Source organism: Nigerium massiliense (genome assembly GCF_000826085.1).
GTDB classification, from domain to species: Bacteria; Actinomycetota; Actinomycetes; order Propionibacteriales; family Propionibacteriaceae; genus Propioniciclava; species Propioniciclava massiliense.
Window position 1 is genome coordinate 835,394 of the sequence record NZ_CCYM01000002.1, and the last position, 13,255, is coordinate 848,648.

Below are 13,255 nucleotides of genomic sequence, written 5' to 3' on the forward strand. Positions count from 1 at the left end.
GGGGAGGGCTGGGCCTGTCCCCGAGCGGGGGCGATACGCAAACAATTTCGGTGAAGATCGGGTAACGCCGCCCTCTGTCCCGGGTGGATCGATCAAATGTCGCCAAATCTTTAGGCATGTGCAGTTGTGAATGTGAAATTTGCACCTTCGTGCAGATTGCACGCCGTTGCCGGGACAGGCGTCGCACTTGCGCGTCCTGCGCCGCGCAGGCGGGCCGCCGGGGGGTTCGTCACGAAACAGTCTCGTTCCCCGGGCGGCCGCCGTCGGCCCGCCTCAGCGCCGATGGTTCAGCGAGCGGACGAGGGCGTCCCCGATGCTCTGGATGAGCTGCACGAGGACGATCAGCACGATCACCGACATCAGCAGCACGGGCTCGTTGTTGCGCTGGTAGCCGTAGCGGATCGCGAAGTCGCCGACGCCGCCGCCGCCGATCGCGCCGGCCATCGTGGAGTAGCCGATCAGCGTCACGAGCGTCAGCGTCGCCCCCGAGATGAGCCCGGGCAGCGCCTCGGGCAGCAGCACCTTGCGGACGATCTGCCCGATGTCGGCGCCCATCACCACCGCCGCCTCGAGCTTGCCGGGGGCGACCTCGCGCAGCGCCGACTCGACGACCCGGGCGTAGAAGGGGATCGCCCCGACCGCCAGCGGGATGATCGCCGCCGTCGGACCGTAGGCCGTCCCCACGATGAAGCGGGTGAAACCCAGCAGCGCGATCATCAAGATGAGGAACGGCAGCGAGCGGGCCAGGTTCACGATGGCGCCGAAGATGCCGTAGAACGCCCGTTTAGGACGCAGGCCGTCCGGCGCGGTGAGCCTGAGGGCGACCCCGCTGACGATCCCCAGCACGACGGTGATGAGGAACGACCAGATGACCATCCAGCCTGTCTGGCCCATCGCGCCGACGAGTTCGGGGAGGGCGTCCAGCCACGAGACCTCGTTCATGCCCAGCTCACCCCCACGTTGCGCTCGGTCAGGTACTGCTCGACGAGGCGGTCGTCCACGTAGTCCTTCGGTTTGGTGAGGGCGACGCGGAGGCGTCCGACCTTGTGGCCGGCGACCGTCTCCATGGTGCCGCCGAGGATCGACACGTCGACGTCGAGGTCGCGCGTCAGGTGGCTGAGCAGCGGCTCACCGGCGTCGGCCTGCGCGAAGCTCATCGTGAGGACGCGGCCGACGGGCGGGGTCGGCCCGCTGACCGGCAGCAGGATCTCGGCCAGGCGCGAGTCGGGGCGGGCGAGGACGTCCAGCAGGTGCCCGTTCTCGACGACGCGGCCGGCCTCCATCAGGGCCGCCGAGTCACAGATGCGCCGGACGACCTCGGATTCATGCGTGATGAGCACGACCGTGACGCCGGTCGCCTGGTTGATGTTCTTGACCAGGTCGAGGATCTGCTCGGTCGTGGCCGGGTCGAGCGCGCTCGTCGCCTCGTCGAACAGCAGCACCGACGGGGACGCCGCGAGCCCGCGCGCGATGCCGACGCGCTGCTTCTGGCCGCCGGACAGCTGGGACGGGAACGACGCGCCCCGGTCCGCGAGGCCGACGAGCTCGAGCAACTCGGCGACGCGGGCGTCCCGCTGCTTCTTCGGCACCCCGGTGATCTCGAGCGGGAAGGCGATGTTGTCGGCAGCGGTCCGGGAGCTGAGCAGGTTGAAGTGCTGGAAGACGGTACCGATCTTCTGCCGGGCCGAGCGCAGCTTCGTGGCCGACAGGGCGGTGAAATCCACCCCGTCCACGAGGATGCGGCCCGAGGTGGGCCGCTCCAGGAAGTTGAGGCAGCGGAGCAGGGTGGTCTTCCCCGCCCCGCTGCGCCCGAGGATGCCGAAGATCTCGCCCGAAGCGATGCTGAGCGAGACGTCGTCCACCGCGGTGACGGTCGACGTCTTGGTCTTGTAGACCTTCGAGACGGAATCGACGACGATCATGCGATCAGCCCTTGGCCGGGACGACGGAACCCGTGTACGGGACGACGGAACCCTTGTAGGTGTCGCGGATGTATTGCTGGATCTTGTCGGACGTCAGCGCCTCGGCCAGCTTCTGGACGCGCGGGTCGTCCTTGAGCTCCTGCCGGGTGACCAGCACGTTCGCGTACGGGTTGTTCTCGGACTTCTCGATCGCCTTCGCGTCGGTGGACGGGTTGAGCCCCGCCTCGATGGCGTAGTTGCCGTTGATGATCGACAGCGTGACCTGGGGGTCGTCGAGGCTGGCGGCCAGCTGCGGGCGCTCGATCTCGATGAACGAGAGGTTCTTCGGGTTGCCGGTGATGTTCTTCTTGGTCACCTGGGCGTAGTTCAGGTTCGGGTCGTCGGCCTTCACGTTGAGGGTGATCAGCCCGGCGTCCGCGAGCAGGAACAGCGCGCGCCCCTGGTTCGTCGGGTCGGCGGGGATGGCGATCTTCGCGCCCTGCGGGGTCGCAGCGACGCTGGCGACCTTCTTGGAGTAGAGGCCGAGCGGCTCCACGTGGACGGGCTTGCCGACCTGGACGAGGTTGGCGTTGTGGCTGGCGTTCCAGTCGTTCAGGTAGGGGACGTGCTGGAAGAAGTTCGCGTCGATGTCGCCGGCCTGGACGAGCTGGTTCGGATCGACGCTGCCGGAGATCTCCTGGACCTCGACCTTGACGTCGCCGAGGAGCCCGAGCTCCTGGGCCTTCTTGATCAGTTCGGCGTGCGGGCGGACGTCCGCCATCACGCGCAGCGGGGCGTTGGAGCCGGACGCGTTGGCGCCGCAGCCCGACAGACCCACGGCGAGTGTGATCGCCGCGGCGAGCGCGAGGACGGTTCTGAGCAGGCGGTTCATGGTTGTTCCTTCGAGGAGGCGGGCGTCAGGGCAGGTGTCCGACAGCACGACCCTCGGGCGATCGATCCGCGAGGAACTCGGTGGGGGCGCGACCGTCCGGCGACGGGCGATCGGGCCGTGCTGTCACAACGACATTCGGCGACAGCACATGCACATCACGACGCACTGGCCCCGGTGGGCGGCGATCGACGAGTTGTGCACGGCGACGAGCGTAGCGCAGCCGACGCGTTCCCGATCCGGGCGCCGTCCCGCGGACCGGATCGTGAGATGCGGCGTCCGGACGGCGCCCGGGTCGCGGCCCTCAGTGCCGGACGAGGCCGGTCTCGTGGGCGAGCAGCACCAGCCCCACGCGGTCGCGGCACTGCAGCTTCGACAGCAGGCGTCCGATGTGGGTCTTGACCGTTCCCTCGGCCATGTAGAGCGTGCCGGCGATCTCGGCGTTCGTGGCGCCGTGGGCGATCTCGATGAGCACCTCGCGCTCGCGGTCGGTGAGCTGCTCCAGGCGCGGGTCGCTGCCCGAGGGGGCGGTGGGGAGGGTCGGGGCGACGTGGTCGAGCAGCCGGCGGGTGGTGGACGGTGCCATCACGGCGTCCCCCGCGGCGACGTTGCGGATCGCGTTGAGCAGGTCGTCGGGGCGGGCGTCCTTGAGCATGAAGCCGCTGGCCCCGGCCCGGAGCGCGGCGAAGGCGTACTCGTCCAGGTCGAACGTCGTGAGCACCAGCACACGGACGTCGATCCCGGCCTTGACGATGCGCCGGGTGGCCTCGACGCCGTCCATGACGGGCATCCGGATGTCCATGAGGGCGACGTCGCACGGGTGTTCGCTCAGCAGTCGCACCGCGGTCGCGCCCTCGGACGCCTCGCCGACGACCACCATGTCGTCCTCGGCCTCGATCAGCATGCGGAAGCCGCTGCGCACGAGCGCTTGATCGTCGGCGAGCAGGACGCGGATCGGGGAGCCGGTCATCGGGGACCTCCTGGGGTCGTTGGGGACGGGTCGGTGGGCAGGACGACGTAGACGCGGAAGCCGGGCCCGTCGGTGCGGACGCCGGCCCGGATGGTGCCACCCATCGCGGTGACGCGCTCGTGCATGCCGCGGATGCCGTTGCCGCCCCCCTCGGTGGGGTCGGGGACGCCGTGGCCGTTGTCGACGACCTCGACCGTCAGCTGTCCGGGCGCGTGGGTGAGGATGACGGCGGCCTCCGCCTCACGACCGGCGTGCTTGAGGACGTTGGTGAGGCCCTCCTGCACGATGCGGTAGACGGTGAGCTCGAGGGCCGGTGTCGTGCCCTCGGGGGTGCCGTAGACCTCGAGGTGGGCTCGTTCGGACGTCCGGGCGACCAGGTCGGGGATGTCGGCGAGGCCGGGCGCCGGGGCGAATTCGGCGTCGCGGGGTTGCGGCGACCCGCGGAGGACGCCGACGATGCGGCGCATCTCGTGCAGCGACTCACGGCCGATCTCGGCGACGGTGGTCAGCGCCTCTTCGGCGGCCTCGGGACGCTTGCGGGCCAGCGCCTTGCCGCCTTCTGCCTGGACGATCATCACCGACAGCGAGTGAGCGACGATGTCGTGCAGTTCCCGGGCGATGCTGGCGCGCTGGGCGGCCTCGTCGAGCCGGGCCTGCTGCTCGTGCTCGTGCGCCTGCAGCAGGAAGCGCTCCTCGGCGGCGCGGAGGCGGTCCTCGCGCTCCTGGGCGACGGAGCGCTGGCGGCGTCCGGCGATGTAGGGCGTGACGACGCCGGCCGCACACAGGGCGAACGCGGTGAGGAAGAAGAAGAGGGTCTGGGGGGACGGGCCGCCGCGCAGCGCCCACGAGGCCGGGCCGAGGACCGCGCCGGCCAGCCCGACGGCGACCACCGATCGGGCGGGCAGCCCCGGCACCCACCGGGCGACCGCGTGCGCGACGATCGGCACGCACACGACGGTCGCATTGGGGACGAAGAACACCGCGAGCTGGAGCAGCAGGCCGAGCGCGCAGCCGATCATCGCGAGCAACGGCGAGTGCCGACGAAGGACCAGCGGCGCCGCGGTGAGCAGGGTCACGATGGTGCCGGCGAACGTGCTCAGCCCCGACGGCGTGCCCACGGCGGACGAGAACACCCAGCCGAGCAAAGACAGCACGCCGGCCAGCGCGACATCGAGCGCCCAGTCGCGGGCCGTCGCGCCGGGCGGGAACCACACGTCGGAGGTGCTCATCCCCTTCAGCCTAGGGCGCCCCCCGCTCTGTTTTGATCAGACCTCGGTCGCGAACCCAGCGACCGCGGGCCGACCCTGGACCCCGATCAGCGGATCGTGGGCTCCTCCTCGGCGAGGCCGTCGTCGCCGGTGCCCTGGGCGTAGTCCTTGGGACGTCCGCCGGGGGCGTGGTTGGCGTCGCCCGCGTCCGGGATCGACTCGTCGGTGCGGACGTCGTCGGGCTCGGGGGACAGATCCTGGGTCTCGGAGACCTGGCCGTCGCTCATGGTGTTTCTCCTTCTCGATGTGGGTTCTGCGGTCAGAGGTTCACGGTGCCGTGGTCGCCGCCGGCGGGGCGTCCGCCCGCGACCGCAGCCTTCACCGCGCCCAGCAGGGTGACGACCCCGTTGGGGGTGTCCCAGTACTCGGCGCCGTCGGCGTCGACCGCGACGATGACGTTGTTCGGGTCCTCGGGACCGCCGTCGGCGAAGGCGTCGTTCATGGCGTTCCACAGTTCCTTCTTCTGCGCCACGTCGTCGAGGACGCTGCCGGTGCCCGAGACCGACACGTAATTGCCGCCCGTGACGAACGCCAAGTTCACCGCCTGGCCGTCGGCCTGCTGGGCGACATCGGTGTCGCGCTGGGAGATGAACAAGAATCGTGCGTCCTCGCGCTTCTGCACGGTCATCGGGCGGCTGACGAGCTTGCCGCCCTCGTCGCGGGTGGTGAACATCGCGAAGCGGGTGGAGTCGATGAGCTTGTCGAGGGTCTCACGCTGTTCGGCGTCTGTCTGGGGCTTGTCGTTCATGCGTCCTCCTTGCTGGTTCGTTCACTGTTGCACGGGCGTCCCGACGAGGCCAGGGATGCGGCGGCGACGATGCGGGTCCGTGACCCGCGGCGCTGCTGTTCCCCCTCCTGCGGGTGGGACGACCCCGGGGTCATGTCCACGCTGCGTGGCGCGGTGTTCTGGTGGCGCCGCCGCGGGTCTCGGCCGACCTGGCCGGGCGGAAGCTCACCTTCACCTGCGGGGCGGTTCCCGGCGATTGGCTGGGGTACCGGTCGTATGTGGCGCCGGGGGCGTCCGATGACGAGCAGGTGATCGTGGTGTCCGACGAGGCGACCGGGGCCGTCCGACGGCTCGCGGTCGGGGCGTCCCTGGGTCCGCGGCGGGTCGGCGCGATCGGCGCGGTCGCCCTGGAGGCGCTGGCGCCCGATGACCCCGGGGCGATCGCCGTGATCGGTACCGGTCGCCAGGCGTGGCACCAGCTCTGGGCGCTGCCGAAGCGGTTCCGGGACGTCCCCGTGCGAGCGTTCTCGCGGACGGCGTCCGCGCGTCAGGATTTCGCCGGCCGCGCGCGAGACGAGTTGGGATTGGCCGCGCGGGCCGCCGGCTCGGTCGCCGAGGCTGTCCGGGACGCCGGGGTGGTGATCCTGGCGACGTCCTCGCCCCAACCGGTGCTGCGACCGGACGACGTGCGGTCGAGCGCCTACGTGACGACGCTGGGGCCCAAGCAGGTGGGGCGGAGCGAGTTCGCGCCCGACCTGGCGCGCGATGCCGCGCTCGTGGTGACCGACGCGCCCGACCAGATCCGCGCCTACGACCCTCCTAACGTCCTCGCCGGCACCCCCGTCGAGGACGCCCTGGTGCACCTGGGCGCCGTGGTGGCGGGCGAGCGGGAGGTGCGGGCGGGAACGCGGGTCTTCTTCAGCGCGGGCCTGGCCGGGACCGAGGCGGTGCTGTTGAACGCGCTGGCCTGACGCGGTCACGTCGCGCATCGAGACTGACGTGGGTGACGCGTCACAGGCGCAGCACTCGCTCGTCGAAACGGGGGTGCGCGGGGGCCGTTCAGCGATCGAGTGCCACGCTGGTGACATTCCGGCACCCGACCGACTCGAGGGACCCATGACCGATCGCATCACGGCCGCCGCGCTGCATCCCGACCTGCGAGCCCTCCGGTTCGCGCCGCACATCCCCGTGCGCACCGGCTGGCAGCGGCGGGCGCTGCGAGCGGCGACCAGGCTGCTCCCCGCTCCCGTGCCTCCCGACGGCGTCGCCTCACGCGGGGTGGACCTGGGTGAGTGGGTGAGCCTCGTGGTGGCCGTGCCGAACGCGCCCACCCCGCGGGGGGCCCTGCTCTGGGTGCACGGCGGCGGCATGGTGATCGGGACGGCGCGCCAGGACCTCGCCCGCTGCTTCCACATCGCCCGCAACCTCGGCATCGTCGTCGTCGCGGTGGAGTACCGGCTCGCTCCGGAGCACCCGTTCCCGGTCCCCTTGGACGACTGCCACCGCGCCTGGACGTGGCTGCTCGAGCGCTCGGACGACCTCGACGTCGACACCGGACGCCTCGCCATCGGCGGACAGAGCGCAGGCGGCGGGCTCGCCGCAGGTCTCGTCCAGCGCCTTCACGACGAGGGCGGCGTCCAGCCCGTCGCCCAATGGCTGTTCAGTCCGATGCTGGACGACCGCACCGCGGCCGACCGCAGCCTGGACGCCGTCCGGCACTACATCTGGGACAACCGGGCGAACCGCGCCGGGTGGAGCTCCTACCTCGGCGGCGCACCCGGACGGTCTCAGGCGCCGTCCTACGCGGCACCGGCCCGGCGCGATGATCTGGCGGGGCTCCCTGCGGCGTGGATCGGGACGTCCACGATCGAGCTGTTCCACGCCGAGGACCGCGACTATGCCGAACGGCTCGCCGCCTTCGGGGTGCCGTGCGTGCTGGACGAGGTCGCCGGCGCGCCGCACGGCTTCGAGTCCATCGCGACCCGCACCGACCTCGTCAAGGGGTACTGGCGGCGGGCGACGTCCTGGCTGGGGGGACGCCTTCGCGCGTGAGTTCCCTTGGGGGAGCGAGGGGGCGCCGGCTCACGGATGCGCCGTCACGGGACGCGGTTGGTCCACTCCGGCGTGGAGAACTTCGTCTCCACCAGCGCCTTCGCCTTGGCCAGCTCATCGTCGGTGTAGGTCGAGTCGTGCGTGGTGTATTTGGCGCGGAAGAAGGTGAGGAACGACTCGATGATCGCGTCGCGGGCCATGCCGGTCTGCGACCTCATCGGGTCGACCCGCTTGTTGGCGCTGCGAGTGCCCTTGTCGGAGAGCTTCTCCTTGCCCATCCGCAGCACCTCACCCATCTTCGTGGCGTCGATGTCGTAGCTGGTGGTGACGTGGTGCAGGACGACGCCGTCCACGAAGCGGCGCTGCGCGGCGCCGCCGATCTTGCCCTGATCGGAGGCGATATCGTTCAGCGGGACGTAGCGCGCCCGGACGCCGATCTCGGCCAGCGCGCCCATCACCCAGTCGTCCAGGTAGGCGTACGACTGCTCGTACGACAGGCCCTCCACGAGGGACGCCGGCACGACGAGGGAGTAGGTGATGCAGTTGCCGGGCTCCATGAACATGGCGCCGCCGCCGGTGATGCGCCGGACGACGTCGATGCCGTGCCGCGTCGCGCCCTCGGGGTCGATCTCGTTGTTGACGCTCTGGTAGGAGCCGATGACGACCAGCGGGGAGTCCCAGTCCCAGATGCGGAAGGTGGGCCGGCGGCGTCCCGCGGCGACCTCGTGGGGCAGCACCTCATCGAGCGCCACGTGCATGATCGGCGCCATCGTGACGGGGCCGATGACGTCGAACTCGTGGTCCTCCCAGCTCGTCGCGCGGCCGAGCGCCCGGCGGACGGCGATCGCGACGGCGTCCGTGTCGAAGCCGATGAGCTCGACCGGCTCGGTGCGCTCGTCGAGCCGCGCCCGGATGGCTTGCGAGAGCGCCACAGCGGAGACGTTGACGGGCTGGCCGACGATGGCGCCGGAGATGTCCTCGAGGGCGTCGTCAGGCTCGAGGAAGAAGTCGCCGAAGACGTGGGCGGACGTGATGACCTGGTCGTCGGTCTCGATGTCGACCGCGACGAGCTTGCCGCCGCGCACCTTGAACTCTCCGTGCATGGAGCCTCCTGCCGTAGTGATCCCACCCAACCTAGCGGCTGGCGTGGCCCTACCCTCGTCCCTGTGACCTTCGATCGACAGCCCACCCTGGCCGGCCACGGCGTGACCGTGCGCCCGATGCGTCCGGACGACCGCGACGCGCTCTACGCGGTGGCGTCCGACCCGCTGCTGTGGGCCGGGCACCCCAGCAAGGATCGCTACCAACCCGAAGTCTTCGACGCGCTCTTCGCTGACGGCCTCGCGTCTGGCGGCGGCGTGGTCGTCGAGGACGCCGACGGGCGCGTCGTCGGATCGTCCCGGTTCTACGAAGTCGACGAGGACGCCGGTCACGCGGCGATCGGCTACACGTTCCTGGCCCGCGACCTGTGGGGCACCGGAACGAACGCCGAGGTCAAGCGGCTCATGGTCGACCACGTGCACCGCTTCGTGCCGCGGGCGATCTTCCACGTCGGGTCGACGAACCTGCGTTCACAAGCGGCGATGCGCAAGATCGGCGGCGTGATCACCCACGACCCCGCGGTCGACACGAGGCCGGATCACGTGGTCTTCGAGATCGTGCGGCAGGACGCCTAGGCGCTCAGGACGCCGGCTGGTCGAGCCGGACGCCCTTGCGCCGGGCGAGTGCGATGAGTTGCTGCGTGGCGTCGATGTCGACCGAGACATAGGCGCGCAGCGCGCCGTCGTCGTCGCGGCGCAAGACGTACTCGTAGTCGCTGTCGGCCAGATGCTCGTCGATGGAGTGGAAGTGCCAGCGCACCCGGACGCGGACCAGCCGCTCGGTGAGGTCGGCCCGCTCGAGCAGGGTGTGCGTGACACGGTGCAGCTCGAGCTGGCGATACAGGGGGTACGACTGCGTGAGCCCCTGCACCATCAGGTCGCGGGAGTCGATCGTGCCGACGAACTCGTCGTTCACGAGCGTCCCCGGCATGCCCCACAGTGACGCGCTCGCCTGCGCGTCGAACGACGTCAGCGACGTCTCGTAGCGGACAAGGAAGTCGTCGAGGTCTGCGTCGGTGAGCGGGGTCATGGGGGCGAGCATAGGGACGCCGTCCCCCCGCGGTCACCCCCACCCGGGGCGTTCCTCGTGGTCAGGCCTGTGTCGTCCTCAACCGTCGTACTCGTCGTGGCGCCTGGTCGGGCCGTCATAGGTGCCGTGCTGTGGCCACCCGTCCGGGCTGTCCTCCCAATCTTCGCAGCGCCCGTAGACGGTGCGGTCGACGAGGTTGACCGTGCTGAGCACTGGCTCGACGCCCCGTCCGGTCGTGGAGTAGGTGAGGTAGCCGACGCCGTCGGCGAGGAGGTAGAACGAGAAGCCGGGCACCTCGCCGTCGTCGCTCGTCCAGCCCCAGTCGCGGTTGAACGGGGAGTTCGCGGAGCTGACCCACAGCAGGTCGTCCCACCCCATGCGGCGCTGGTAGGCGGCAATCGTGCCGATCGGCGCGTGCGAGATGACCGCGTGGGCGATGCCCTCGGCGCGCAGGTGCGACAGGTGACGCGGGGAGGAGTCGACGGCGTACGAACAACTGGGACAGCCGGCGTCCCAGTCGGGGGCGAACATGAAGTGCTGGACGACGAGCCGTTCGACGCCCTGGAAGAGGTCCACGAAGGCCAGCGGACCGGCGGGCCCGTCGAGGGTGTAGTCGCCGACGGGCGTCATCGGCAGGCGACGCCGCGTCGCCGAGACGCGGTCGGCGAACCGGGTGAGCTCCTTCTCGCGGACGACCTGCTCGGCCAGGGCGCAGGGCGTCCTCGAACGCGGAGCGATCGACGATCGGCGGGGTGGGCATGGGTTCCTCCTTCGGCGGGCGTGGGCTCAACGTAGGCGACCACGCCCGCCACAGGATTGTCCGATCGTGCGGTTCGGTGGGGCGTCAGCGTTTGGTGCGGAAGGTGCCCTTCGCCTTCACGGCGGTGCCGACGCTGACCTTGTAGGAGTAGGTGGTGTTGCCGCGCAGCCAGTCGCCGGGGTCGCCCATTCGGAAGACCTTGGTGCCGGAGCCGGTGAGGGTCTGGTACCAGTACGCGCCACGGGGACCGCTGGCGCGGACGGTGGTGGACGTGGTGCCGGCCGGGACGTTCACGACGACGTAGGCGGAGTTCTTGCGGACGTCCACCCGCGTCGTCCAGGCCTTGACGGGGGTGGGTTTCGGCTTGGCCGGGACCGGGCCGCCGCGCATGTGGAAGTGGTCCAGCGCGAAGGCGAGATAGCCGCCGAACTGGCCGTCCAGCACGTGGGTGACGCCGGCCGGATACCGGGTGTAGATGGTCGGGAAGCCGAGGCTGCGGTACATCGCGACGCCGCGGCGCGCCTCGCCGATGGCGTCATAGCCCTCCTCGGAGTTGGCCGCGGTGTCGGCCGCGCCCGTGATCCAGGCGAGCTTCCACTGCTTCTTCGTGGCCGCCCCGAAGGTGGGGGTGTTGTACTGGCGTCCGCCGCCGCCCATCATCAGGGCGCCGCCGCGGTAGTTCTGCGCCTGGGCGGGCAGCCAGAACTGGGTGATGAACTGGGCGCCGCCGGAGTAGCCGAACACGAACGTGTTGTTGCGGTCGAGCCCGCGGGTCTTGGCGACGCTCGCCAGGACGTCCGCGAGGTAGCGCTCGTTCTCGACGCCGTTGGTCCACCAGGTCCCGTCGCCGCTGGGGGTCTTCACGGCCAGGACGTTGTAGCCGCGCTGCTTGGCCTTGCTGACGACGCCGTTGGCGCCGCCGAGGAGGTAGCTCGAGGACGGGTGCTTGATCCCGTACTGCCCGTCACCGTCTAGGACGATGAGCGTGGCGTTGCCGGGAACCCCGGCGTCGTAGAAGTGGTAGTAGGACCGGCCGTGGGACGAGGCGAAGGAGACGCCGAGCTGGGTGCTGGCCGCCTCGGCGGGCCGGGTCGAGGTGGACAGGAGGCTGCTGGCCGCGAGGGTGGTGGCGGCGACGGCTGCGATGACGCGGCGACGGGTCTGCATGGGAGATGGATCCGTTCTGTCGGGGGAATGGGCCACGCAGATGGAGACGGGGGTCTCCGGCTGCACCCAGCAGATCATAGAGACATGTTGTCCTCAACAATAGGGACAAGAGTGCCGAATCTTCTGTGCAGTTCTTCCATTCACAGGGCTGCGTGTGAAAAGCACGGTTTCGTTGTTAGAGACACATGTCGCATCACGTGTCACGATGATGCCGTGCCAGACACTCTCTCCCGCCGCCGAGCCCTCACGCTCGGCTCAGCCGGTGCCGCCGCCACCGCCGCCCTTACCCTGACCAACCCAGCGGACGCACTCGCCGCCGCACGCACCGAACCCGCCCCGGCCCCGTCCGGCGGCGACGACACCAACATCCTGATCGACGCTTTTCGTCATGGACGCCTACTCGGCGAGGGCACGTACCGGTGCTTTCGGCCCATCGACCTTCCAGCCATCGCCGCTGTCGGCATCCCGGGCAAGACGGTCATCGAGGTCAACGCCGAGGCATGCATCTCGTCATCGAAGCCCTGGGCGAGGTTCCACCTGTCCGGCATCGACTTTTCCTGCGACACCAAGAAATGTCGGAACGTGATCCGAAACACCTACACGGGAACCAACGTTGCGGGCGTCAAGTACATCGGGGACTCGCGGATGGTCGGGTACAACCGGGCCGCCATTTCGCTGGCGCAGATCGACAACCCCTACGTCATCGTCGAACGCTGTCAGTTCTATGGCGCGTCGATGACGACCTCGTCCGGTATCGCGCTGGTCGGCGGCATGGACGGCTCGCGCATCCGCGATTGCCACTTCCTGTACGGACGCTACGGGATCATCACCGGGAACGCGGGCACCCACCTTTCCATCGAGAATTGCGAGTTCGTCCACTTCGGCCGTGGCCGCGATCGTGCCAACGTGTGGGTCATCCCCCACACCAGTTGGGTGAATGCGGGCCAAGGGCTCATGATCAGCCGGAACAAGTTCGGCAACGAAAACCTCGACGCGTCCGATTACCGCATCCTGTTCGCCAACCGAGGTGGCTCCCTCGGCGGTCCGGCGCGCTACCCCGGGGACTTCGCGCATTCCACGGCCGTGAGCGGCGGCTGGGTCACCCTCGGCCGCATCGACGGCGGCAACGACTTCTCGGGCGGCCCAGCGGGGCTGAAGTCCACGGTCGTCTCGTACACCCCGAAGGTGCTGGGGTATCGGATCGAGGGGAACGTTGTCTCGGGGACAGCGCCGCGCTACATGCTCGAGTTCGCTCCCGGTGCCGTCCCGCGGACGCCCACGAACACGCGGGTGCAGGTCGGGGCGACCGTCCCGGGCTCAAAGCTCGCCGCGACGAACGCGCCGGCGGCTGCCGTCACCTCCTTCTAAGGGGTGTTCCGCCTTCGCCGCTG

Annotated in this window: 15 protein-coding genes; 4 read left to right on the forward strand and 11 right to left on the reverse strand. The window is 70.0% G+C overall.

Annotated elements, in window-relative coordinates; genetic code table 11:
- Positions 1 to 273 precede the first annotated feature (273 nt).
- The 7 genes from BN1187_RS05280 to BN1187_RS05310 all read right to left on the reverse strand — a co-directional run bounded on the left by BN1187_RS05280 (position 274) and on the right by BN1187_RS05310 (position 5,776).
- A complete protein-coding gene (locus BN1187_RS05280) occupies positions 274 to 942 on the reverse strand; it encodes a methionine ABC transporter permease (protein ID WP_040159348.1) in 669 nt (222 codons plus the stop codon).
- The gene (locus BN1187_RS05285) at positions 939 to 1,922 is read right to left on the reverse strand and encodes a methionine ABC transporter ATP-binding protein (RefSeq protein ID WP_040159350.1); all 984 of its coding nucleotides are present in this window, start codon (positions 1,920 to 1,922) and stop codon (positions 939 to 941) included. The genes BN1187_RS05280 and BN1187_RS05285 overlap by 4 nt, the downstream gene beginning before the upstream one ends.
- 4 nt (positions 1,923 to 1,926) lie before the next feature.
- Positions 1,927 to 2,793 carry a MetQ/NlpA family ABC transporter substrate-binding protein gene (locus tag BN1187_RS05290; RefSeq protein ID WP_040159352.1) on the reverse strand — a complete coding sequence of 289 codons (867 nt, stop codon included), beginning with the start codon at positions 2,791 to 2,793 and terminating at the stop codon, positions 1,927 to 1,929.
- A 301-nt stretch (positions 2,794 to 3,094) separates the two neighbouring features.
- Positions 3,095 to 3,760 (reverse strand): response regulator, encoded by a 666-nt coding sequence (locus tag BN1187_RS05295; protein WP_040159354.1) that lies wholly within the window; start codon positions 3,758 to 3,760, stop codon positions 3,095 to 3,097.
- Positions 3,757 to 4,989, reverse strand: a complete 1,233-nt coding sequence (locus tag BN1187_RS05300) for a sensor histidine kinase (protein ID WP_052462313.1) — start codon at positions 4,987 to 4,989, stop codon at positions 3,757 to 3,759. The genes BN1187_RS05295 and BN1187_RS05300 overlap by 4 nt, the downstream gene beginning before the upstream one ends.
- An 86-nt stretch (positions 4,990 to 5,075) precedes the next feature.
- A complete protein-coding gene (locus BN1187_RS05305) occupies positions 5,076 to 5,255 on the reverse strand; it encodes a hypothetical protein (RefSeq protein WP_040159355.1) in 180 nt (59 codons plus the stop codon).
- A gap of 32 nt (positions 5,256 to 5,287) precedes the next feature.
- Entirely contained in the window at positions 5,288 to 5,776 is a 489-nt protein-coding gene (locus BN1187_RS05310; protein WP_040159357.1) for a pyridoxamine 5'-phosphate oxidase family protein, read from the reverse strand.
- Positions 5,777 to 5,937: 161 nt separating this feature from the next.
- Between BN1187_RS05310 and BN1187_RS05315 the strand changes: the two genes are divergently transcribed.
- Positions 5,938 to 6,726 carry a hypothetical protein gene (locus BN1187_RS05315; RefSeq protein ID WP_052462314.1) on the forward strand — a complete coding sequence of 263 codons (789 nt, stop codon included), beginning with the start codon at positions 5,938 to 5,940 and terminating at the stop codon, positions 6,724 to 6,726.
- Positions 6,727 to 6,871: 145 nt separating this feature from the next.
- A complete protein-coding gene (locus BN1187_RS05320; RefSeq protein WP_040159360.1) occupies positions 6,872 to 7,807 on the forward strand; it encodes an alpha/beta hydrolase in 936 nt (311 codons plus the stop codon).
- A gap of 44 nt (positions 7,808 to 7,851) precedes the next feature.
- On the opposite strand, the gene BN1187_RS05325 is transcribed toward BN1187_RS05320, so the two are convergent.
- Positions 7,852 to 8,910 (reverse strand): lipoate-protein ligase LplAB, encoded by a 1,059-nt coding sequence (locus BN1187_RS05325; RefSeq protein ID WP_040159361.1) that lies wholly within the window; start codon positions 8,908 to 8,910, stop codon positions 7,852 to 7,854.
- A 63-nt stretch (positions 8,911 to 8,973) separates the two neighbouring features.
- Here BN1187_RS05325 and BN1187_RS05330 point away from each other — a divergent pair, with 63 nt between their 5' ends.
- A complete protein-coding gene (locus BN1187_RS05330) occupies positions 8,974 to 9,483 on the forward strand; it encodes a GNAT family N-acetyltransferase (RefSeq protein ID WP_040159363.1) in 510 nt (169 codons plus the stop codon).
- Between the two features lie 4 nt (positions 9,484 to 9,487).
- Here the strand turns inward: BN1187_RS05330 and BN1187_RS05335 are convergent, their stop codons facing one another.
- The 3 genes from BN1187_RS05335 to BN1187_RS05345 form a co-directional block, all read right to left on the reverse strand.
- On the reverse strand, positions 9,488 to 9,937 hold the full coding sequence (locus BN1187_RS05335) for a hypothetical protein (protein WP_040160079.1): 450 nt from the start codon (positions 9,935 to 9,937) through the stop codon (positions 9,488 to 9,490).
- Between the two features lie 78 nt (positions 9,938 to 10,015).
- The gene (locus BN1187_RS05340) at positions 10,016 to 10,675 is read right to left on the reverse strand and encodes a DUF899 family protein (protein ID WP_040159365.1); all 660 of its coding nucleotides are present in this window, start codon (positions 10,673 to 10,675) and stop codon (positions 10,016 to 10,018) included.
- Positions 10,676 to 10,781: 106 nt separating this feature from the next.
- Positions 10,782 to 11,864, reverse strand: coding sequence for an alpha/beta hydrolase (locus tag BN1187_RS05345; RefSeq protein ID WP_040159367.1), 1,083 nt, complete (start codon positions 11,862 to 11,864; stop codon positions 10,782 to 10,784).
- A 213-nt stretch (positions 11,865 to 12,077) separates the two neighbouring features.
- On the opposite strand from BN1187_RS05345, the gene BN1187_RS05350 reads away from it, so the two are divergent.
- Complete coding sequence (locus tag BN1187_RS05350; RefSeq protein WP_040159369.1) at positions 12,078 to 13,232, forward strand: hypothetical protein; 1,155 nt, start codon at positions 12,078 to 12,080, stop codon at positions 13,230 to 13,232.
- The last annotated feature ends 23 nt before the right edge of the window (positions 13,233 to 13,255 follow it).

What these genes read in the sequence shown, in the direction of transcription:
- BN1187_RS05285 (WP_040159350.1), bottom strand. Translation starts at nt 1,922, where the DNA reads ATGATCGTCGTCGATTCCGTCTCGAAGGTCTACAAGACCAAGACGTCG.
- BN1187_RS05305 (WP_040159355.1), bottom strand. Translation starts at nt 5,255, where the DNA reads ATGAGCGACGGCCAGGTCTCCGAGACCCAGGATCTGTCCCCCGAGCCC.
- BN1187_RS05295 (WP_040159354.1), bottom strand. Translation starts at nt 3,760, where the DNA reads ATGACCGGCTCCCCGATCCGCGTCCTGCTCGCCGACGATCAAGCGCTC.
- BN1187_RS05300 (WP_052462313.1), bottom strand. Translation starts at nt 4,989, where the DNA reads ATGAGCACCTCCGACGTGTGGTTCCCGCCCGGCGCGACGGCCCGCGAC.
- BN1187_RS05335 (WP_040160079.1), bottom strand. Translation starts at nt 9,937, where the DNA reads ATGACCCCGCTCACCGACGCAGACCTCGACGACTTCCTTGTCCGCTAC.
- BN1187_RS05280 (WP_040159348.1), bottom strand. Translation starts at nt 942, where the DNA reads ATGAACGAGGTCTCGTGGCTGGACGCCCTCCCCGAACTCGTCGGCGCG.
- BN1187_RS05320 (WP_040159360.1), top strand. Translation starts at nt 6,872, where the DNA reads ATGACCGATCGCATCACGGCCGCCGCGCTGCATCCCGACCTGCGAGCC.
- BN1187_RS05310 (WP_040159357.1), bottom strand. Translation starts at nt 5,776, where the DNA reads ATGAACGACAAGCCCCAGACAGACGCCGAACAGCGTGAGACCCTCGAC.
- BN1187_RS05325 (WP_040159361.1), bottom strand. Translation starts at nt 8,910, where the DNA reads ATGCACGGAGAGTTCAAGGTGCGCGGCGGCAAGCTCGTCGCGGTCGAC.
- BN1187_RS05345 (WP_040159367.1), bottom strand. Translation starts at nt 11,864, where the DNA reads ATGCAGACCCGTCGCCGCGTCATCGCAGCCGTCGCCGCCACCACCCTC.
- BN1187_RS05290 (WP_040159352.1), bottom strand. Translation starts at nt 2,793, where the DNA reads ATGAACCGCCTGCTCAGAACCGTCCTCGCGCTCGCCGCGGCGATCACA.